Origin of the sequence: Micromonospora yangpuensis (assembly GCF_900091615.1) — a bacterium.
Classification (GTDB): domain Bacteria; phylum Actinomycetota; class Actinomycetes; order Mycobacteriales; family Micromonosporaceae; genus Micromonospora; species Micromonospora yangpuensis.
In genome coordinates, this window is record NZ_FMIA01000002.1 from 4,861,214 (window position 1) to 4,882,169 (window position 20,956).

Genomic DNA, 20,956 nt, shown 5'->3' on the forward strand with positions numbered 1-20,956 from the left:
TCCGGACGGAGGCGTACGAGCAGCATGCTCGACATGGAGTTGATCCGGAAGGATCGCGAGGCGGTCGCGACCGCGTTGGCAAAGCGGCTCGATCCGGCCGAGGTCACCGCCGCCCTGGACGAGATCGGGCAGCTCGACCGGGACCGGCGCGCCCTGATCACCGAGATCGACGCCGAACGGCAGCGCCGCAAGGCCGACGCCCGGGCGTACGCGGCGGCCAAGCGGGCCGGCACCGAGCCGCCCGCCCCGGACCCGGGGCGCAAGCAGGTCGCCGAGTTGGAGGCCCAGCTCGACGAGGTCCAGTCCCGGTTGCGGGGCCGGATGAGCGAGCTGCCCAACCTGCCCGCCGACGACGTGGTCCCCGGCGGCAAGGAGGCCAACCGGGTGGTGAAGACCTTCGGTGCGCCGCCGGCCATCGAGCAGGTCCGCGACCACGTGGAGCTGAGCCGGATGCTCGGGCTGGTCGACCACGAGCGGGGCGTCAAGCTCGGCGGTTCCGGTTTCTGGATGTACACCGGGATGGGCGCCCGTCTGGAGTGGGCGCTGCTCAACTGGTTCATCGACGAGCACGTGCGGGCCGGTTACGAGTTCCTGCTCCCGCCGCACCTGTTGCTGGACACCGCCGGTTTCGCCGCCGGCCAGTTCCCCAAGTTCTACGACGACGTCTACCACCTGGACCGGGAGTCCGCCCCGCGCGGGCAGTTCCTGCTGCCCACCTCGGAGACGGCGATCCTCGGGGCGTACCAGGACGAGATCCTGGAGACGTCGAAGCTGCCGCTGAAGGCATTCGCGTACACCCCGTGTTACCGGCGGGAGGCGGCCGGCTCGCACTCGGACGAGCGCGGCACCGTGCGGGGGCATCAGTTCAACAAGGTGGAGATCTTCCAGTTCACCCTGCCCGAGCAGGCCGACGCGGCGCTGGAGGAGATGCTCGCCCACGCGGAGAGCCTGGTCGAGAAGCTGGGCCTGCACTACCAGCGCAGCCTGCTGTCGGCCGGTGACGCCAGCGCGTCGATGAAGAAGACCCTCGACATCGAGGTGTGGATGCCGAGCACCGGCAAGTACAAGGAGGTCTCGTCGGTCTCCTGGGCCGGGGACTACCAGGCCCGCCGGGCGGCCATCCGCTACCGGGAGCCGGGTGGCAAGCAGACCCGGTTCGTGCACACCCTCAACGGGTCGGCGCTGGCCACCAGCCGGCTCTTCCCGGCCATCCTGGAGCAGTTCCAGCAGCCCGACGGCTCGGTGCTGATCCCCGAGGTGCTACGCGACCGGCTCGGCACCGACCGCCTCACCCCCCGCTGACCGCCCCCTCCCCGCCCGGCCACCGTCCGGGCGGGCACCGTCCGCCCGGCCACCGTCCGGCCAACCATCGTCCGGGCGGGCGGGACCACCGGCCGGCACAGGAGCGCCGGCGGCAGTGGCGGGACGGGCCCGCCACCCACGCCCGGCGGCCAGCGCCAGCATGAGCACCAGCAGCACGCCCAGGGTGACCGGGCCGGCGGTGTCCAGGGCGGCGACCAGCTGCTGCTGGACCCGGCCGGCGGCGGTCACCACCGGGTCGTGCACCGCGTCGCGTCGGCCGGCGGCCAGCCGCAGCTCGTACCAGCCGTACCAGGCGACGTAACCGCCGGCGGCCAGCAGCACCGCGCCGCCGAGCCGGGGCACGACCGCGCCGGCACCGCGCAACCGGGCCACCAGCTGGCCGCGTAGCAGCGCGACGCCGAGCGCGGTCACGGTGACCACCAGACCCATCCCGATCGCGTACGCCCCGAACAGGGCCAGCCCGCGCAGCGTGGAGCCGGCCTGGAAGCTGGTCGCCACGATCGCCAGGAACGGGGCGATCGCGCAGGTGAGCGAGGTCAGCGCGTACGCCATGCCGAACAGGGTCATGGCCGGCCAGGTCCGGCTCAGCCGGGGTGCCCTGGTGAACCCAGGCGGGCCGGGCAGTCGCCGGCCGGCGAGCAGCCAGCAGCCGAGGGCCACCAGCAGCAGGCCGAGCAGGAGGGTCACCCAGGGCAGCCGGGGGCGCAGCCAACCGGTGAGCGGTGCCAGCGCCAGCCCGAAGGCGCCGAAGACCAGGACGTACCCGATGGTCAGCGCGGCACCGGCGGTCAGCGCCCGCCGCACCGCACCCCGCCGACCGACCTCGTCGCGACTGCCCCGCCCACCGAGCCGGCCGCCGCCCTCGGATCCACCGCGACCACCGCCGGCCCCACCGCGACCACCGCCGGCCCCGCCGCGACCACCGGACGGCCCGCGCCCACTGCGCAGGCCGCGACCGGCGACGCCCGCGCGGTCCGGTGACGCGGCGCGCTCCGGTGGCGGGTCGACGACCAGGACCGAGAGGTACGCCGGCAGCATCGCGAAGCCGCACGGGTTGACCGCGCCGAGCATGCCGGCGGTCAACGCCAGCAGCAGCGGGGCCGACGACACCGGTCAGCCGGCGAGTTGGGCGAGTCGCCGGGTGAGCGCCTCCCCGTCGAGGAATCCCTGGTGGACGATGCGGCCGTCGCGGTCGATGATCACGAAGGTGCTCTGCTCCACCACCTCGAAGCGCCGCCAGACGGCACCCTCCCGGTCGTCGAGGGTAGGCATCTGGGCCAGCTCGAACTCGGTGACGAAGTCCCGGATGGCCTGCTGTTCGCCGAGGCCGGCCACCCCGATGATCGGTACCGTGTCGCGGTAGACCGGGGCCACCTCGGCGACCGTCCAGGCCTGGCTGGCGCAGGTGGCGCACCAGGGCGCCCAGAACCAGAGCACCACCGGCCGGCCGGCGAGCGCGGCGGCGGAGAAGGGCTTGCCGTCCAGGGTGCGCCCGGTGAAACGCAGCGTCTCCGGCGCGGGCGGGATGCTCGACGGCACCGCGCCCGCCCCCGGCGGGATGCCCAATGGCACCGCACCCGCCCCGGGCGAGCCGGAAGCCGTCGGAGCCGGCCCGGCGGGTTGGGTCACGCCGACCGGGCGGGGTGGTGCCGCGCCGTCGGGCTCGCCGGCGGTGCAGGAGAGCGTACCCAGCAGGGTGGTGGCCAGCAGTGCGGCCACGACGGGTCGTTTCCGCATCCGCCGGCTCCTTTCGGTGCGGTCAGCCGGCCTTGACCAGGCGTAGCGCGAGTTCGGGGCAGACCTTGACGGCCTTCTGCGCGCCCTCGCGCAGCCAGGTCGGCACCGGGGTGGGTGGGAAGGCGGGGTAGCCGTTGGCGTCCAGCCGGATGAAGTCCGGTACGACGTGGGCGCAGAGCCCGTGGCCGTCGCAGCGGGACCAGTCCAGGGTCAGCTTCTGCGGGTTGCCGTCGGGTGCGCCGGGCAGCCCCATCACGCCCTTGACCCGTCGGCCGCAGCCCTCGCCGGTGGTGTGCAGCCGCAGGTCGTCGGCGAAGACCTCCATCGCGGAGAGGGCGAATCGGGACGTACCGTCGGGGTGGCTGCACGCGCCGCGGCCCTTGACGTCGCCGGCGGCGGCCCGGACCACCTCGACCGGGGCGCTGCCGGAGACCGCCAGGTCGACGGCGCGGGCCAGGTCGGGCAGGCCCATCTTGCACGGTCCACACTGCCCGGCCGACTCGCCGGCCAGGTAGCGGACCACCTGGGCGGCCTCGCCCAGCGGGCAGGTGTCCTTGCCGAGCGGGACGATGATGCCCGCGCCCAGGGTGCCGCCGACGGCGGCCAGCCCCTTGCGGGACACCTCGGCCCGGTCCGCCGCCGCCGCGGTGATCCACTTGCCGTGGTAGCCGCCCATCAGGATGCCCGGCCCCTCGGGCACCTCGCAGAGGTCGAGCACGTCCCGCAGCGGCGTACCGGCGGCACACTCCACCACGGCCGGGCGGCCGGCCGCGCCGGTGACGGTGAGCAGGACGGTGCCGGGCTCGTCGTCGGTGCCGAGCGCCGCATACTCGTACGGGCCGAGCCGGGCGGCGACGGCGAGCTGCGAGTACGTCTCGGCGTTGGAGAGCAGCGTCGGCAGCCCGCTGACCCCCGAGTCGCTGGAACGCTTCTTGGTGCCCGACGGGATGTGCGGCAACCCGTTGATGCCGTTGATCAACGCGCCGCCCTCACCGGAGATGAACCGGTGCGGCACGGTGACGATGCTGGTCCGCACCGGCATCGGGCGCTCCTCCAGCGCCAGGGTCAGCGACTCGCGGCCGATGCCGTCGTCGGCCACCCCGATGACGATCTCCTCGGCGTCCAACGCGAACGCGGCCAGCGCCGCGCCGTCGAGTATCAGGTGCGGGGCCCGGGTGAGCAGCACCTTGTCCTTCCAGCTCGCCGGCTCCCCCTCGGTGGCGTTGACCACCACCACCGGCGAGAGGTCCTGGCGCTCGCAGGACTCCAGCACCGCGCGCAGCTTCTTGGCGAACGGGAAACCCGCCCCGCCCTTGCCCTTGAGCTGCATGCTCTCGGCCAGCCGGAGCAGGTTGGCCGGTTCCATCGGGCCGATCGGGCCGTGGACCTCCTCGTGGGCGTACCGGTCGAGCCGGCCGAACTCGGCGAACCCGGCGGTGAGCCGGGGCTCGCCGACGCAGGCCACCGGCGGCACCGTCGTTCGCATCGTCATTTCGCCTCACCCCTCAGGCCGGCCCAGTACGCGCTGTCGACCGCGTCGGCGTTGGCCCGCTTGCCGCGCCGCGCCGGTCCCTTGTCGGAGGCCTTACGGGCCCGCCGCGAGGCCAGGTCGACCAGGGTCGGCGTGTCGTCGACGGGCAGTTCGTCGGTGACGTACCGGCCCGGGGGCCGCCAGTAGTCGGGAACCTCCTCCGGTTCCTCGTCCTCGATGCTGTGCCGACCGCTGCCACTGCGCGGCGCGGCGGAGATCGGCTCGCGCGGCGCGGCCGAGACCGGGTCCCGGGGCGCGGCGGAACGGGGCGCGGCCGAGACCGGGTCGCCGGCCTCCCAGCGGCGCGGGCTGTCCCACGGCTCCTCGGGGGCCTCGCTGCTCAGCGGCGGCGCGGAGTACCGGGCGCGGGCCTCCACCCGGGGCCGCGACCGGCGGGTGGTCACCTCGACCTCGTCGTCGTCGCGGCGGCGGCGCGACGTCCGCTCCTCGCGGCGGGCCACCGGCGCGTACTCGTCGGCGTCCCGACGGGACCGACGGTCCTCGTCGTCGCGACGGGACCGACGCTCGTCCTCGTCCCGGCGGGAGCGACCTTCGTCGTCGCGGCGGCGGGCGACCGGGGCCAGCTCCTCCTCGTCGACCCGACGACGGCGGGAGCCGCGCTCGGGCTCGGCCCGCAGCAGCTCGGTGTCGTCGTCGCGACGCCGCCGGGCCGGCCGCTCGTCCTCGTCCCGACCCACCGACACCAGGTCGTCCTCGTCCCGCCGACGGGCGGCCGGGGCCAACTCCTCGTCCCGGCGGCGGGGCGGCCGGACCGGCTCACGCAGGGTCCCGGGCTCCGGCACCACCGGTACGGTGAACCGCTCGGTGTCCCGCCGCCGGGCAGCACCGGCCGACGTGGACCAACCGCTGGTGGTGGTGGTGTCGGCCCAGCCGGCGGAGCGACTCCGACCCGACTTGCCCTCGCCCTTCTTCTCCCCGGCCTCGCCCTTACGCCCGGTGAGGTTGGCCAGCAACGTCTTGCCCAGCCCCTGGTCGACCGGCTTGCCGGCCATCGCCAGGTTCAGCGCGGCGGCCTGGGTCTGCTCCCGGCTGCGCTTACCCAGCGTCACCGAGAGCCGGACGAAGAGCGCCACCACCACCAGCAGCACACAGGCCAGGTAGCTCAGGGTCACCCAGGTGGCCGGCGGCCGACCGGTGTTCAGACCGTGCCCGATGGCGAACGGCCAGGAGACGTACGCCATCGAGTGCAACCCGCGCCAGAGCCACTTCGGGCCGACCCCGGCGAAGCGGGCCCGGATCAGACCGGTCCAGAGCACGCTCACCATCAGCAGGGCCGAGATGGTGCCGAGCCCCACGTAGAGGCCCCGACCACCGACGAACGGCACGATGGCGTCGGTGCTGCCGGCCCGCCCAATCGCGATCTTGGTGATGACGTGGAAGACCAGGCCGACCACGCCGATGATGCCGGTGGCCCGGTGCGCCGACTGGAGCAGCACCCGGTGCGGGATCTTCAGCACCAGCCGGTCGGTGGCGATCAGTCCCATCATCACGGTGAGGCTCAACGCGACCAGGGCGACCACCCCGGCGAAGAACTCGGTGAAGAAGAAGGAGAACGCGTACACCTGCTGCCCGGCAGAGGTGAGCATGGTGACCGCCCAGATCAGGGCGAGCACCGACCCGATCAACAGCATGATGGTCATCGGCGACCGGGCCTTACCTCCTCTGCTACTGCTCATGGTGCGGACGGTCTCGGCCTTCTCGCTCTGCTTTGCCCGGGCCATCTGCTCCTCGATCGTCTAACGGCGGCACGCCACCGGCCGACCCTGCTCCCACATCGAGTACGGCCGGACACCGCGAGCGGATCACCGGCTGCCAAAATTTTTTGGCAACTTCTTCGAACCGGTCGCCCCCGCCACACGTGTACGCCCCCACAGGTGCAAGGAAGGGCCCCCTATTAACGCATTCGGTATAGAAGGTGCCCCTTCTCACCCACGAGGTGGCCGAGGACGGGGCGGACGAGGGCGGGCGAGGACGGGGCGGGGCCGCTGAGCGGGGCGGGCGGGGCGACGCGAGGCAGGGCAGGGGCTTGGCGAGGGCTGGACAGGGATAGGCAGGCCAGGCGGGGGCAGGCCAGGCCGAGCGAGGGCACGCCAGGCCGAGCGAGGGCACGCCAGGCCGAGCGAGGGCACGCCGGGCCGGGCGAGGGCACGCCGGGCCGGGCGAGGGCAGGCCAGGCCGAGCGGGGGCACGCCGGGCCGGGCGGGGGCAGGCCAGGCCGGGCGGGGGCAGGCCAGGCCGGGCGGGGGCAGGCCAGGCTCCGGGCGAGGGCACGCCGGGCAGGGCGGGGGCAGGCCAGGCAGGTGGGCGCTCGATGCGACGAGAAGATCTTGGAAGGAATTCGCCCCCTGGGGGGCCTAATTTCTAGTCACCCTGGCTGCTGCGGACGCCTCGCCAGCAAGAAAAGGGCAAATAGGTGCAAGGTGGTCCGGCTGTCCAGTCCGACCGATGGCCGACGAGATCGCTCCCTCACCCCGCCCCCTCCCCACCCTTGCCGCACCCCTACCCCTACCCCTGCCCCTGCCCACCCACCCCACCTACCCCACCTCTCCGCGGGCTCTCTCCGTACACGATGGGTGTAGATCTTGGACACTTACCGTCCAAATAGAACGGTAAGTGTCCAAGATCTACCTCGGGGTTCGCTTCGACCGGTGAGTGGCGGGTGGAGGGCGTGGGCTGACGTGGGCGTGGAACGGGACAAATGCCCTGAACTGGGGCGATTTCTGGGTGCAGGTGGGGGAAGCTAGGACATCGGCGCTACTCGGGGCTCCTCCTCTCGGCCAGGCGAAGCGGTAGGTTCACCGGGCAGGGTGCACAAGCCTGCCGGACGAGCAGCCACGACCAGCCGGCCACTTGATGGGGCCCGGTGTCCGGAGCGCTCACCACTGGCTCGTTGCTTCAGCCGAGGCGGAGCGCGCTGAGCGCGTTCACCAGGGTCGACGTGCCGGTGAGTGCCCGTGGCCCCGCCGCCTCGGCCAGCCAGAACTGGCAGCCGGCCCGATCCACCCGTACGGCTACGACCTGCCCCGCGTGCCGTTCGGCCAACCGCCGCAACGCTCGGTGCAGTTCCCCCGACCCCGGATCACCAGCCCCCAGGTCACCCGCGCCCAGATCGCCAGCGACCGGTGCATCAGCCACCGGACCGGCCACGACCGGGCCACCGACCACGACCGGACCATCGGCCACGATCGGCCCACCGACCACGACCGGACCACCGACCACGACCGGACCACCGGCCACGACCCCGCCACCGACCACGACCGGACCACCGGCCACAACCGGACCACCGACCACGAGCGGACCACCGACCGGACCGCTCACCGCCGGTGACCCGGCAGGCGCCGCATCAGCCGCCGCCGGTACGCCGAACCTCGGGAGTGGGACCGGTCGACCAGGAGCCCGGGGTACGGCCGCCCGCAGCGCCGCCCCCAGGTGCGTGACCCGGTCGGCGACGGCCGCGGGCAGGCTGGGCCACCAGGGCGGATCGAGACACGGCGCATCGAGGCACGACGCATCGAGACGCGGCACATCGAGACTCGGCACATCGGGACGCGGCACATCGGGACGCGGCACATCGGGACGCGGCACATCGGGACGCGACTGATCGGAGCAAAGCTGATCGAGGCACGGCGCATCGGGGCGCGGTGGGAGGTCGACGCGCCACCGTATCCCGTGCATCCGACTCGGGTCGGTGTCGTCACGCCGGTGGTCGCGGGTCACCACGACCAGGCTCAGGTCGAGGCCGGTGACGAGGCGGATCAGGTCCGCCAGCGAGGGTACGTCCGGGGTCTGCGCCAGCACCAACAACCGGGCACCGGGCAGCCCTCGCCCGGCCTCGGCGACGTAACGCCCGGCCGGCTCGCCGCAACAGGCAGACCCGCCGGCACAAGCAGGGCCGCCGGCACAAGCAGGGCCGCCGGCACAAGCAGGGCCGCCGGCACAAGCAGGGCCGCCGGCACAAGCAGGGCCGCCGGCACAAGCAGGGCCGCCGGCGCAGGCAGGGCCGCCGCAACAGGCAGGGCCGCCGGCGTAGGTGACTGTGCCGTCGAGCAGGTGTTGGCCGAGGGGCTGCCGGCCGGGCTGGTCGAGGTGGGTCAGGTCTTCGGGGCGTACCCCGAAGGAGGCGGCGAGGGACGCGGCCCGGTAGTGCTCGCGGAGCTGGCGGATCGGCGTACCGTCGGGTTGGTGGCCGACGACGACGGCCTGTTCGCCCGGGGCCGGCTGCCAGCGGCGGTGGGTGACCCGGGTCAGGTCGGTGACCGTCACGGTCACCGCCGGGTAGATCCGGCGGCTGTCTCCGCAGGTACCGCACGGACCCCAGCCGGGGGCCAGGCCCGCGCCGCAGCACCGTGGACAGTCCGGGTCGGGCTGAGCCGGGGTACGCCGGCAGCAGGTGCAACGCCGCAGGGTGCTGCCGGGGCGGCAGTCGGGGCAGTCCCGGTGCCGGATCGGGGCGGCCCACCAGGTCGGCTCGGGCGGTTCGACGACGCGCAGCAGCCCGGTGGACGTCCAGCGGACGATCTGCCCGGTGTCCCGCTCGTGCAGGATCTCGCCCGGTTCGCCCTCGCGTAGCGGCGTGTGCCACCAGTACCCGTTGCGCCAGACCGCCTGCGCCGCCGGCCCGCCACCCAGGCCGCCGTGGCCCCGCCCGTCGAACGCACCCACATCGAAGCCGCCCCGCCCGTCGAACGTACCCACATCGGAGGGCACCGCCAGGTCGGCGCGGATCCGGCGGTCGAGCGCGGCCAGGTCGACCGTCTCCGGCGCGGAGAGCATCCCGAGTGACGAGCGGACCGTGTACGCCGGTGCGGTCAGCCCGGACTCGGCGAGCCGGGCGGTGGCGCTGCCGATGGTGGTGGCCGCGACGGCGGCGGCCAGTTCACCATGATGTTGGTACGCGTCGCCGGGTACCACCGAGCCGGGCAGTTCCAGCCGGATGTTCCAGGAGACCAGGCCGGCGCGTTGCCGGGCCTCGACGACCAGGTCGAGGTGGAGCAGGTTCGCCAGCCGGCAGAGCCAGCCGAGGTGCCGACCCGGCTCCGGTGGATCATCCTTGGCGGCGGCGGACCGCCCGAGCAGTACCCGCCACGGATGGTGGTCGGCCCGCGCCAACGCCTCGGCCTCGATCCGGTGCCGCTCGCCGGCCGGCAGTTCCGGCCGCCAGCTCGCCGGCAGCCAGAGCAGCGTCGCGTCGGGTTCCGGCCCCAACGGCCCGATCCCGCGTACGTCGAGTGCGCCGACGCGCGCCGCGAGCCGGTCGACCACCGGCCGTAACGGCACCTCCCACGCCCCGTCCGGCCCGCGCCGCGCGTCGATCCGACCGGGCCGGATCCGCGTCGAGTCGGCCGCCCCGGTGTCCAGGTTGACCACCGTCACCACCAGCTCCGCCCGCCGTACCCCGGCCCCGCCGCACCACAGGCAGGAGCGGACCACACTGCCGTCGCCCTGACAGATCCGACAGTCCCGGTACGCCTCGTCGGCGTAGTCGCCGCCGTCGACCAGGAGCCGGTCGCCGCCGCTGGCGCACTCGCACCGGCTCACGCTGAAGGTCAGCCCCGAGCAGTCCGGGCAGACGATCGTCGGTGCCGCGCTCACCGCCGGTCCATCCGATCGGTGCACTCCCCCTCGTGGGCGGCCCGCAACCGGCACCGCCGGCCCCGACCCAACAACAGGTCACAGAAAACCCGATGCCGTACGCCCTGCGCGTCCTCGGCCGACACGGTCGACTCCCCCGGGTCGACCTGCGGCAGGATCCGCGCCCACCGGCTGATCACCCGGGCGAGTCGTTGCGCGGCGGGCAGGTCCGGTGCCACCACCGGCAGATGGATCACCCAACGCTCGCTCACGACTGGTAGCTCCGCTCGTTCAGCATCCGCGCCTGCTGCGACTGCCAGCGGCGCAGCGCGTCCCGGAACCGGTCGGCCTCCCGTCGACTGTTCGCCACCGCCTCGTACGCGATCGCCAGGTCCCCGGCGACCCGTTCCAGGAACTCGTACACCTCGACCGGATCGAGCCCGCGCCGCCCGACCGGCGTCCACCCGAAGCGTTGCGCCCGCACCCGCCCCGGCACCAACGGCCGGTACGCCGCGGAGCGATAACACGTCGGCCGTACCACCGACCGACTGTCCCGTCGACGCCGGAGCCTGCCCCGGCACCTGTTCCCGGCTCCGCTTCGGACCGTGCCGCGGAGTGTTTCTCGGAGTGTCCTTCGGACTGCTCGAAGGAAGCGCATGACAGAACCTCACCTCTCGGTACCTACCTGTAGGGAGGGGTGGTCCGTCGACCCGCCGGCACCGACGGCCCCACCCCGGCACCTGCCACCGCAGCCACGACCAGCCGTACGACAGCAGGGCACCACACGACCTCTGAGCTGCGCATATCCACAGTGGCCGTGCAGGAAGTAGAGCACCACGGAAGCCGTTCTTGCAACGTATCAATCGGGCCCCCAAGATCTATTTCACATGAGCGAAATACACTGAGTGATATGGCTATTGCTTAATCAACATCGTGCGGGTTCAATTGGACGGAGGCACGTTGCCGAACAACGAGCATTGGAGACAGACGGGTGTCACAGAACGTGACCGGCACGACCATGCTGCGGCGCCAGATCGGCCGCAAGTTCGAGTCACTCCGCAAGGTGGCCGGACTAACGATGGACCAGGCCGCCGAACGCCTGGACCGCGCACGGGCGACGCTCCACCGCATCGAGAACGGAGCCGAGCACGTCCGCTTCCGGCAAGCTGACGTGCAGCAGATGCTCGACCTCTACAGCGCGTCCAGTGAGGATCGCGAGCTTCTATTGGCGATGACCGCCGCCACCCGAGAGAACAAGAACTGGTGGCACGACTACTTCAGCTCGGGCCTGCCTCGCTGGTTCCAGCTCTACGTCGGGCTGGAGTCCGCAGCCTCCGCGATCCGCCAGTACCAGCCCGAACTCGTCCCCGGCCTGCTCCAGACCCGGGCATACGCCGAACACGTCTTCACGATGCCGGGCAGCCCGATCAGCCTCGGCGACAACACAGAGCAGAATCGCGCCGTTGAGCTGCGGGTGGAGAGACAAGGGCTGCTCACCCGCTTCGCCGCACCGCAACTCAGCGTGATCCTCAACGAGGCGGTGTTGCGACGACCGGTTGGTAGCGCCAAGATCATGTTGGAGCAGTTGCACCAACTCTTGAAGGCGACCGAACTACCGAACGTCACTGTTCAAATACTGGAATTTTCCGCCGGCCTACACGCCGGGGCGATGAGCGGAGCCTTCTCGATCTTGGATTTCCCTCAGGGCAGCGGGGGTGAGGTGCTCGAACCCACCGTGACCTACCTGGACACGACGACCGGTGCCATCTACCTCGACAAGCCGCGCGAGACTGCCGCTTACAACGCCATCTGGACCGATGTGGCGGGCCGCGCCCTCAACGAGTCACGCTCGAAGGCAATGATCCACCGCATCGCAGAGGAGTACTCACGTGCCTGACCTGACCGGTGCCATCTGGCGCAAGTCGAGCCGCAGCAACAATGCTGGCGAGTGTGTCGAGGTGGCTGCTAACTTGCCCGGCGTCATCGGCCTACGCGACAGCAAGGACCGCAACGGCCCAGCCCTCACCTTCGAGCCGTCGGCATGGTCGCGATTCGTCGGAGGGGTCAAGCAGGCTGCCCACCACCCCTGACCGATATCGCTCGGGGTGCTGACCGGCTACTCGGTCAGCACCCCCGGCCCGGATCGGCGTCAGCCCTTCTCAGCAGCTGACGGTGCATCTGATCTTGCTACTTTACTGTTCGACTCTTATATTAAGGGCTGCGCCGATCGCGGACCAACTTATCAATCTCGGCAGCAGCAGCGCTGGGCTCCTCATGCTCCCACACAGCGATTAGAAGCCAGCCAGCCTGCCGCAGCGCCATTTCGTTCTTGAGGTCGCGGGCAATGTTGCGGTCAATCTTGGCAGTCCAGTAGTCACTGTTCGCCGAAGGCTTGCGACAATGCAATTTGCATCCGTGCCAGAAACACCCTCGGACTTCTACAGCTACCCGAGCAGGCCGGAACACAAGGTCCGCTTTCATTCGCAGGTCGGGCAAGGGCTTCGCGCAAACGCGATAGCGAAGGCCTCTAGCATGCAACGCCCGCCTCAGCGCCAATTCGGGCTTGGTGTCATGACTACGATTTGACTGCATAGACCGACGAATAGCCGGCGTTGATGCCCAAGAAGCTTCGGCAACCTGAGCCACATCGGAAGGCATGCGCAACGTATCCTAAGATCCTGCTGAATGGAGATCACCCACTAGCCGTCTCGGCCCTCTTCGCTTTCCGTCTCGTCTTTATCTTTCCGCCCTTGTGGATCGGAGGGCTCGAAAAGAACAGTTCCCACAAGACCTTGAACGTCGATTGCCGAGGCGGAAGGCTCTGCCCGCCCTTCGACGTACGCGAGGCGGGCCGCCGAGATATAAGCCAGCCTGACGGCCTGAATCACCAGCACTCTTCGCAGCCCGTCCGAAACTTCCCCCCGCTCATGAGCGACAGCCGCAAGCCGGGAGATAGTTTCGGCCCGACGAGCGATCCGCACATCCGGATGCCCCCGCTCCTCCCGAGTTTCTTTACTGATCAACGGAAACCTCTCCGAGAGAGGCAGATCCGTCACGTCCGACAGAGGAGGAATCTTCTCGTTCAGGATCGCCCTGAACCGGCTTGTCTTGATCGCTTGCAGATAGGCCGTGTATTCCACGGCGTCTAACCGCGCTCTCGCCAATTCGTAGCCCTGCGGATCTTCCTTCTTTGTCAGCCCCTCATACTCCCAGAGCGGCCATACTTCCATATCCGCCACCTCGAACACGTCGAGAATCCTCATGGCGACGGCATCGGTACGCTGATTTGTCAGGTGACGCCGAATACGCGTACGAAGCTTTTCGTTTGTTTGCCCAACGTAGATGGGTTCACCGTCATAGTCGTAGAATGCGTAACAACCCCAACGAGCATCCACCCATTTTCGCCCATGGTCGTCAGTGGCCGATAGAGCCTTATCCAGAAGATTCCGGAAATCGCGGACCGAGTTCGCAGGAAGCTTACTTCTGACTGGCTTCCTCTTGTTGGCAGACTGCTTGATTTCAGCCATTTACGACCGCCAGCTCAGGAGTCGCCGACTTCTGCAACTTCCCCTGCATCAAGGGAACCAAGTAATTCTGCGCCAGCCAAGACACCACGGGCACACACACCGCATCCCCGAAACCGAATAGCGCCTGGTTGCTTCGGAGGTTTTTCAACGTGTACTCCTCAGCCCCCATTAGCTTCGCGTACTCAGAGGGTGTCATCCACCGAACACGCACATCTCCCGCCCCCACTTCCACCACGGCTTGCTTAGAAGAGCCGCCACGAGCAGTGCGCAAACATCCAGAAATATCGTCCGGACGAATCTCCCAGGTTGGCTTGCCGTTCCGCGTACGCCGATAAGCTGTCCTATAAGTCCGCACCGGCTGCGCTTTCAGTTTTTCAAGGCGTTCCGCTTGAATAGGCGACAGCGAGGCGACAAAGGCATCACGCCGCTTACTCTCCCACCAACCCTCGGGTCCAACGTGCTCGACGTAGTCAGAAAGGCCAGAGGTAAGTGGGGGCGGTGGCGTGGGAAGCGCAGCCTGATGAGTCCTCAGAGTGGGGTCTCCAAAAGGGGATTGGAGCCAGTCAGGACGTAGGTCACTGTTGATTATTGGCCCGTCCTCGGGCGGGTTAAGCGCCCCTACAACAAAAAGCCGAGGCCGCGACTGTGGCACGAACCGTCGCGCGTCGAGCGTGAGAACGTCGGCCGAGTACCCAAGGCTATTCAGCTCTCGGATAGCCTCAGCCAGATCTTCGCCCCCGTGGCTGGTGGCAAATCCGACGACATTCTCCAGGGCGACGACCGGCGGACGACTGTGCTCCATTTCCCTGAGCACCTTAGTGAAACCCCAAAAGGTTGAGGATTCACTGCCCTTCAAACCCCTCCGCCAACCGGCGAGAGAGAGGTCAGTGCAGGGAAAAGATGCCCAGGCAAGCCCTAGGTTGGACGGCATTTCGTTGCCGTTGATCTCTCCGACATCGCCCGACACAAATACGTGATCGGCATTCTCGCCGAAGTGCCCGATGTACATCTCTTTCTTGGCTGGCTCAATGTCGTTGGACCACACCACCTTGATGCCGGCCTGCTCCAGCCCAAGGCGTACAAGTCCGATGCCAGCAAAGAACTCGGCAGCCGTGGGCATGGAGGCATCTGGGCCTGTGGGAACGCTCCTCAGCGTCCGTGTGATCTTCACCCTGGCGACCCTAGGACAAATCTCCTCGCAGGTCGATCCTGCGTGGCGGGTGTCGCAGGGCGATCTTTGCCCCTGCCCGTCGGCCCCCAACGAGACGCCGCTCGGAGAGTTACCTGGCCGTGTTTGTGCTGACCGATGGGCGGCCGTGGGCTGACGGAGCGTGCATGATCCGGTACCGTGCCACGAGTCCGCGCAAGGTCCTGGGGAGGAACCGCCGCAGTGGCATCCATCGAAGAAGTCAAGGCCGGCATCAACCAGTTCGGCCAACAGACCCAGCAGAACGTCGCCCAGCTCCGCGCCGTACACCAGTCCTTGGAACAGAGCCTGAGCATGCTGCGCGCCGTGACCGCCGGCACCGGACACCCCGCCGTCGGCGAGGCCATCGCCCGCATGGAGCAGGTACGCGCCAAACTCGACGAAGCGTCCCAGCTCGCCATGGGAGCCGTCGAGGCAACCCGGCAGTACGCCAGCGGCTTCTGAGTAACCACCCGGAAGGTCCCCCATGCCACGCGTCATCGTCCCCGCCGGCCTGACCATGGGCCCCCGCTACCGCTACGTACGCCCACCCGACCCGATCCCCGAGTGCTACGAGATCCACCTCGGCGACGACCTGGTGGAACTGACCGAAACCGAAGCCGCCGTCTGGGCCGCCGCCTTCCACAACGCCGAACGACACGCCAAACTCGAAGTCAACCGGGAGTCGCTGATCCGGTTCCTGGAGACCGCCCCCAAGCCCGAGCCCAAGGCCACCACCCTCGTGGACAGCCTCATCGCCCGCGGCCTCCTGGTCGAATTCGACACCGAGGGCAACCTCGAACCCGTCTTCAGCCGCCACAAACTCTTCCCGTCGGGCCAGGGCCTCGGCTCCACCGCCGAGGAACCGCACCTGCACCGGGTGGGCCTCGCCAACCAGCCCATCCTCACCCTCCCCAACGACGTGTACATGCTGTGGAGCTTCTCGTCGTTGCACTCGAACCTCTGGGAGGCGTGCACCTACTACGTGGACGACTCCGAGCACGTCGCCGAGGGGGGCGAACCGCTCGGCCTGACGCCGCAGATGCTCGCCAACGAGATCGCGCAGCATCTGCCGCTGTTGGTCGCCACCGGATGCGGTTACCTCGACCAGCTCGTCCAGGCATGAGGTACCGCCGGTCAGGCCAACGGCGCTCCGGACCAGATCGCTCCTACGCGCGGCGGGTCGGTTTCGAGACGGCCAAGGAGGGTGGGGGCAACCTCGTCCAGCAGGCCGGCGCGGCGCTCGGCGCGCTGGTCGGGCTGCTCGGCGGCAAGGCCGGTCTGCCCCCGTCCGCCTCCGTCATCACCGGCGCCATCGTCGGCAGCGCCCTCGGCAGCATCGGCAAGGGCTTCGTCGCCGCCTCCCTCGACCACATCCGCGAACGACGCGAGCAACGCGCCACTCGTACCTCGGCTGGTGCCGGCGCGGGTCGTAGCTGGCGTCACGTGGGCGCGGGCGGACGTAGCGGCGCAGGTGGAAGCAACGGCCGAGGCGGACGCGGCAGCGGATCCGGCGGGGCCTCGTCGACCGCCGCACCCCTGCCCCGCGTCAGTACGTCGACGAGCATCGCCGGGCAGGTGATCGGTGGGCTGGACACCGTGATGAGCCAGCTCAACCGGGCATCCCGGCGGCTCGCCGAGATCCACCGAGCCATGTGGGACGCCCAGAACGCCCTCAACGCCGTCCTCGCAGGTGGTCGGCCCGATGTCGTACTCACGCTGGAAGGCCAACTGTCCACGGCCCGGGGCCACGTCCACGACGCGACCGGTCAGCTCGCCGGGGCCGCCGACAACCTGGCCACCTACCGATCGGCGATCTGACCCGCCCGGCCTACGCCGCTGCCGCGTAGCAGCGGTCCCGCTCGCTGGCCCACACCTCGTCGTCGGTCAGCTCGCTGTACTCCGGGCGCATCTTCCGGGCCAGCCCGTAGAAGCCGACGCTGGGCTTCCCGCTGTCCTTCGCCACCACGAGTGCGCTCCACAACGGCTCATCCTGACCCGCAGCCCTGGTCGACACCTTGTCCAGGAACACACCCAGAAAGTCCGGCCGAAGCCCGACCCGTTTCGCCAACGGGGCATACCTGATCAGACCCTTGGCCGTCGCGACACCGTAGAGGATGTCGGCGATCCGGTCGACCCGGTCGAACTGAAACGTCTCTGGCATCCGGTGATGCTATCGCCGACCGTTGGTCCTCAATAGAGACCAGACGGACCACAACCTTCAGTACGCGGAGGCAAGTCGGATAGCCGACTGGAAGCCGCTCCCTTGGGGACCGACCCAACTCACATGATCCGGTACGGTGCCACGGAACACGCTCACGGTCCGGGGAGGAGTCGTCGCGGTGACGTCGAACGAAGAGGGCAGTACCGCCGATTCACCTGGCACGGACGATCCGTCATCCAACCCGGACACCGACTCGACGGCGCCATCGACGATCCTGGTGGAAGTACTCCCCGGTGCCGCCATGGTCTTCGGCGAGGTCCCGAAGGAACTCAGGCTCGATCTGATCGACTTCGGGCTCGTGTCGGCTGCCGACCGCACGCAGATCTCCACGGTCCTCGCCTCGATCGGGACCACGGCCGCCGTGGCCGGTAACGTCGGGAACGCGTTCGCCAGCGCGCAGGGGCTCTACCGGATCAGCAGCACGACGCAGGCCCTGCTGAGGGGCGGCGGGGCGCTCGCGGTGAAGGACGGGGCGAACCTCGGCGCGGTGTTCGCCAACGGCAAGATCATCGGTCAGGCCCGGTTCATCCCCGTTGCCACCGTGGGCGCGGCGCAGACAGTAGCGGCGCTTGGGCCAGCGCTGGCCATGATCGCCCTGCAGATGCAACTGAGTACGATAACCGGCCTGGTCAGGACCAACATCGCACTGACCAGTCAGGTGCTCACGACCATCCGGAGCGGGCAGTGGGCCGAGCTGACGGCGCTCGTCACCACCGTCGATCAGACGGTCGACCAGGCGCGAAAGCTCGAATCGGTCCCGACCTCGCTGTGGGACACCGTCGCCGGCAAACGGGCAGACCTGCGTACGCAGCTCGACCTGTACCGGATGAACGTCGGCTCCCACGTCCGGCAGATCCATCGCGTCGACCCACGTGGCCGCCGTGAGTACCTCGAGACGAATGCCGAAGCGATCCTCTTCGACGCAAACGCCCTTCTCGCCTCCCTCAAGGCTTGGATCGGATACCAGGCGCTCCACGCCGCGCGGGCGAGAACCGCTGGCCCCGAAGACACCGCCGAGGCAGCGCTCGTCGACATCATCGCCCAGGACACCCGCAAGGAACTCGACTCCGCCCTTGCCGAGTCGACGCGCCTCATCGACTCGCTGACGCGGGAGTTACGAATCATCGTCGAGCTTCCCGGACGCGCCACCCTGCCACTGACGGGAAAGCGGAAGGACTCCAAGGCAGCCCGCCATACCTCCGCCCTGCTCCTGGAGGCGATCGAGCCCCTTGCCGACGCGCTCCACCCGCCGGTTGCTCCGCTCACGGCTCCGGACGTCGTCTGCGCACCCCGATCGCTGGATCTCGGGCCGTACCTTCGTATCCTGCGATGGCTCCTCGAAGACGGCGAGACCCTGCGCGTCCTCGGCTTCACCGACCAGCCCGACGCCCTCGATCCGGTCTCTGCGATCTTCAGCGGAGCGAGAGACAAGCTGGCAGCAGCGAGGGACAAGGCGGCGACCAAGACACTGGTCGCCGTCACGGACCGACGCATCATCACCGCCAAGGCGAGTACGTTCCTTGAGCAGGGCGAGACCCGTCAGGACATCCCTATCGAGCTGATCCGTTACGTTCGGGTGCCGGCGGCGCAGGACAAGGCCACGCGTTCGGTGATCGACCTCATCACGCGCGACGAGAACATCCGTTGGCTCTTCTCCACCGACATCGACAGCACTGACGTGGACGCACTCGCCGCCGTCCTTGCCGAGTCGATGACGATCCCGGACGTTGAACGCGAGAAGCTTCAACGGCGACACCACATCCCCATCGGGCCCGCCAAGGATCGACCAACGGTAGGTGTCAGCGCCTCCGGTGCAGGTTGAGGTCACTTTTCGGCAGAGTTCGACGAAGCGTCGCGGGTATCGACGTCGAGGAGGTCCGGTAGTCTGCAGCTGTGCTGATCAGGTTCGAGGCCAGCAACTACCGGTCGATCGCCGAGGGCGTCGAGCTGTCGATGGTGGCTGTGGACCGCGACCGGGAGGCCGCCCGGGAAGTGCCGCACCTCGGGGAGAGCCTGTTGACGCTGGCGGCGGTCTACGGGCCGAACGCCTCCGGCAAGTCGAACATCGTCGGCGCGCTCGCCTGGCTGCGCGATGCGGTGGAGGACTCGCTCCGCTTCTGGGAGGACGGCATCCCCCTGGAGCCGTTCGTCTTCGGCACGGGCCCGGAGGAGACCAGCGAGTTCGTCATCGAGGCCACGATCGACGGCGTGCGTTTCGAGTACGTCGTGGAACTCGACGCCAATCAGATCCGGTACGAGGGTCTGTTCCACTACCCGGAGAAGAAGCGACGTCGGATCTTCGAGCGCGAGGGGTTGGAGCTGAAGCTCCAGCGCGGGCTCGGGGCGTTGTCCGGCACCCGGGAGCTGCTCACCGACCGGACACTGGCGTTGTCCGTCGCCCGGCGCTTCGACGTGCCGCTCGTGGCCAACTTCGCCCGGGAGATCCTCCGCATCCAGGTGTTGGGTCAGACGTTGGTCAACGGATCGCCGGGCTTCCTCTTCGGCGGTAGGCGGCCACGATCGCGCAGGGGTGGCAGGGCGACAACCCTCTGGTTCGACAAGCCGGACGACGACCAGCCCTCCCTCTTCTCGTCGGTAGAGGAGGACGGCAAATGGCCGACCCTGAACCGGCGGGAACAGGCCCTAGCTCTACTCCGCCTGGCGGACCTGGGCATCGAAGATGTCGTGATCGACGAGCAGGAAGTCGTCTACTCCAGCTCGGGCGACACCCGGACCCAACGACGCCTGCGCCTGGTGCACAGGTCCGGTGGCAGCGCCACCCCGATCGAGTTCTCGGCCGAGTCCGAGGGCACGAGGACCTGGTTCCGGCTGATCGGCCCGGTGCTGACAGCCTTGCAGTCCGGCTCGATGGTCATCTTCGACGAGTTGGACGCCAGTCTCCATCCGACTCTCTCCGCCGAGTTGCTGCGCGTCTTCCGCAGCCCGGTCACCAATCCGCACGGGGCGCAGCTCATCTTCACCTCTCACGACACCAGTCTGCTGAACCATCTCAACCGGGACGAGGTGTGGCTCACCGAGAAGCGCCTCGACGGCTCCACCCGGCTTGGTGCTCTTGCCGAGTTCGCCGGTGAGCGGGTACGCAAGTCACAGAATCTCGAAAACGCCTATCTTCATGGCCGTTTTGGCGCCCTGCCCCAGGTCGACCAGACGGAGTTCCTCCGAGCGCTTGGGTTGATTGGCTGACCGACGATGCGACAACGCCGCCGTGAGGCGAAGCCCCTCAAGCGCAAGACCGCCAGCCGCCCGGAACTACGCACCATCGTGGTGTTCTGTGAAGGTAAGAACTCCGAGCCCGACTACATCAACGGGCTGAAGAAGCTACCCGAGATCGCGGACAACACCGCCCTGAACCTGGAGGTTCACCCCGAGCAGGGGGTACCGCTGACACTGGTCAAGATGGCTGCGGACCGGCTCGTCGACCCTGAGGTCGAGGAGTGCTGGTGCATCTTCGACGTCGAATGGCCACGGAACCACCCGAACCTCTTCGACGCCAAGCAGCTCGCGGAGGCCAAGGGCATCGGCCTGGTCATCTCGAACCCGTGCTTCGAGGTCTGGCTCATCCTGCACCATCGCGAGTGGAGCAAGTTCGTCAGAACCGACGAGGCCGAAAGCATGAGCCGCAAACTGGATGGCCGGCCAGGGAAAAGCCTCGACAGCGCCATCTACATTCCGTTACGGAAACAGGCAGCACGCCGGGCCGAACGTTTGGAGAAGCGCCACGCCGCCAACGGCACGGCCTTCCCGGACGACAACCCGTCCTCGGGAATGCACCACTTCCTGCGCACTCTCGAACAGAGACAATGAACAGCTCGTCA

Annotated in this window: 20 protein-coding genes; 9 read left to right on the top strand and 11 right to left on the bottom strand. The window is 69.1% G+C overall.

Annotated features, from left to right (window positions below):
• The first annotated feature begins 24 nt into the window (after positions 1–24).
• Positions 25–1,302: a serine--tRNA ligase gene (serS, locus tag GA0070617_RS21845; protein WP_091441809.1), complete on the top strand. Its 1,278-nt coding sequence runs from the start codon at positions 25–27 to the stop codon at positions 1,300–1,302.
• Here serS and GA0070617_RS21850 read toward each other — a convergent pair.
• From GA0070617_RS21850 to GA0070617_RS21880, 7 genes are all read right to left on the bottom strand, one after another.
• Entirely contained in the window at positions 1,261–2,433 is a 1,173-nt protein-coding gene (locus GA0070617_RS21850) for a cytochrome c biogenesis CcdA family protein (protein WP_229688229.1), read from the bottom strand. The two genes, serS and GA0070617_RS21850, sit on opposite strands and share 42 nt — an antisense overlap.
• 3 nt (positions 2,434–2,436) lie before the next feature.
• Positions 2,437–3,060, bottom strand: a complete 624-nt coding sequence (locus GA0070617_RS21855) for a TlpA family protein disulfide reductase (protein WP_229688230.1) — start codon at positions 3,058–3,060, stop codon at positions 2,437–2,439.
• 22 nt (positions 3,061–3,082) lie between these two features.
• Positions 3,083–4,552: an NADH-quinone oxidoreductase subunit NuoF family protein gene (locus GA0070617_RS21860; protein ID WP_091441812.1), complete on the bottom strand. Its 1,470-nt coding sequence runs from the start codon at positions 4,550–4,552 to the stop codon at positions 3,083–3,085.
• Entirely contained in the window at positions 4,549–6,288 is a 1,740-nt protein-coding gene (locus GA0070617_RS21865) for a ferric reductase-like transmembrane domain-containing protein (protein ID WP_229688231.1), read from the bottom strand. The genes GA0070617_RS21860 and GA0070617_RS21865 overlap by 4 nt, the downstream gene beginning before the upstream one ends.
• A gap of 1,219 nt (positions 6,289–7,507) precedes the next feature.
• The gene (locus tag GA0070617_RS21870) at positions 7,508–10,204 is read right to left on the bottom strand and encodes a hypothetical protein (protein WP_091441818.1); all 2,697 of its coding nucleotides are present in this window, start codon (positions 10,202–10,204) and stop codon (positions 7,508–7,510) included.
• The gene (locus GA0070617_RS21875; RefSeq protein ID WP_091441820.1) at positions 10,201–10,455 is read right to left on the bottom strand and encodes a hypothetical protein; all 255 of its coding nucleotides are present in this window, start codon (positions 10,453–10,455) and stop codon (positions 10,201–10,203) included. Before GA0070617_RS21875 ends, GA0070617_RS21870 begins: the two co-directional genes overlap by 4 nt.
• Positions 10,452–10,724, bottom strand: a complete 273-nt coding sequence (locus GA0070617_RS21880) for a DivIVA domain-containing protein (RefSeq protein ID WP_229688232.1) — start codon at positions 10,722–10,724, stop codon at positions 10,452–10,454. Before GA0070617_RS21880 ends, GA0070617_RS21875 begins: the two co-directional genes overlap by 4 nt.
• A gap of 477 nt (positions 10,725–11,201) precedes the next feature.
• On the opposite strand from GA0070617_RS21880, the gene GA0070617_RS21885 reads away from it, so the two are divergent.
• Positions 11,202–12,080 carry a helix-turn-helix domain-containing protein gene (locus GA0070617_RS21885; RefSeq protein ID WP_175440805.1) on the top strand — a complete coding sequence of 293 codons (879 nt, stop codon included), beginning with the start codon at positions 11,202–11,204 and terminating at the stop codon, positions 12,078–12,080.
• Positions 12,073–12,273, top strand: a complete 201-nt coding sequence (locus GA0070617_RS21890) for a DUF397 domain-containing protein (RefSeq protein WP_091441827.1) — start codon at positions 12,073–12,075, stop codon at positions 12,271–12,273. The genes GA0070617_RS21885 and GA0070617_RS21890 overlap by 8 nt, the downstream gene beginning before the upstream one ends.
• Before the next feature lie 121 nt (positions 12,274–12,394).
• Here GA0070617_RS21890 and GA0070617_RS21895 read toward each other — a convergent pair whose 3' ends face one another.
• From GA0070617_RS21895 to GA0070617_RS21905, 3 genes are read right to left on the bottom strand one after another with little or no spacing between them, the layout of a single operon-like run.
• Complete coding sequence (locus tag GA0070617_RS21895; protein ID WP_268239653.1) at positions 12,395–12,841, bottom strand: very short patch repair endonuclease; 447 nt, start codon at positions 12,839–12,841, stop codon at positions 12,395–12,397.
• Between the two features lie 41 nt (positions 12,842–12,882).
• Positions 12,883–13,710 carry a GIY-YIG nuclease family protein gene (locus tag GA0070617_RS21900; protein ID WP_091441831.1) on the bottom strand — a complete coding sequence of 276 codons (828 nt, stop codon included), beginning with the start codon at positions 13,708–13,710 and terminating at the stop codon, positions 12,883–12,885.
• Positions 13,703–14,881: a DNA cytosine methyltransferase gene (locus tag GA0070617_RS21905; protein ID WP_229688233.1), complete on the bottom strand. Its 1,179-nt coding sequence runs from the start codon at positions 14,879–14,881 to the stop codon at positions 13,703–13,705. Before GA0070617_RS21905 ends, GA0070617_RS21900 begins: the two co-directional genes overlap by 8 nt.
• Positions 14,882–15,100: 219 nt before the next feature.
• On the opposite strand from GA0070617_RS21905, the gene GA0070617_RS21910 reads away from it, so the two are divergent.
• The 3 genes from GA0070617_RS21910 to GA0070617_RS21920 are packed head-to-tail and all read left to right on the top strand — an operon-like array spanning position 15,101 to position 16,717.
• Positions 15,101–15,361, top strand: a complete 261-nt coding sequence (locus GA0070617_RS21910; RefSeq protein ID WP_091441838.1) for a hypothetical protein — start codon at positions 15,101–15,103, stop codon at positions 15,359–15,361.
• A gap of 22 nt (positions 15,362–15,383) precedes the next feature.
• Entirely contained in the window at positions 15,384–16,022 is a 639-nt protein-coding gene (locus GA0070617_RS21915) for a hypothetical protein (protein ID WP_091441841.1), read from the top strand.
• Positions 16,019–16,717, top strand: a complete 699-nt coding sequence (locus tag GA0070617_RS21920) for a hypothetical protein (RefSeq protein ID WP_091441845.1) — start codon at positions 16,019–16,021, stop codon at positions 16,715–16,717. Before GA0070617_RS21915 ends, GA0070617_RS21920 begins: the two co-directional genes overlap by 4 nt.
• Before the next feature lie 10 nt (positions 16,718–16,727).
• Here the strand turns inward: GA0070617_RS21920 and GA0070617_RS21925 are convergent, their stop codons facing one another.
• Entirely contained in the window at positions 16,728–17,060 is a 333-nt protein-coding gene (locus GA0070617_RS21925; RefSeq protein ID WP_091441850.1) for a hypothetical protein, read from the bottom strand.
• Positions 17,061–17,238: 178 nt separating this feature from the next.
• On the opposite strand from GA0070617_RS21925, the gene GA0070617_RS21930 reads away from it, so the two are divergent.
• The 3 genes from GA0070617_RS21930 to GA0070617_RS21940 all read left to right on the top strand — a co-directional run bounded on the left by GA0070617_RS21930 (position 17,239) and on the right by GA0070617_RS21940 (position 20,945).
• Complete coding sequence (locus GA0070617_RS21930) at positions 17,239–18,942, top strand: hypothetical protein (protein ID WP_217628856.1); 1,704 nt, start codon at positions 17,239–17,241, stop codon at positions 18,940–18,942.
• Positions 18,943–19,013: 71 nt separating this feature from the next.
• On the top strand, positions 19,014–20,324 hold the full coding sequence (locus GA0070617_RS21935) for an AAA family ATPase (protein WP_091441854.1): 1,311 nt from the start codon (positions 19,014–19,016) through the stop codon (positions 20,322–20,324).
• A 6-nt stretch (positions 20,325–20,330) separates the two neighbouring features.
• On the top strand, positions 20,331–20,945 hold the full coding sequence (locus tag GA0070617_RS21940; RefSeq protein WP_091441857.1) for an RloB family protein: 615 nt from the start codon (positions 20,331–20,333) through the stop codon (positions 20,943–20,945).
• Positions 20,946–20,956 lie beyond the last annotated feature (11 nt).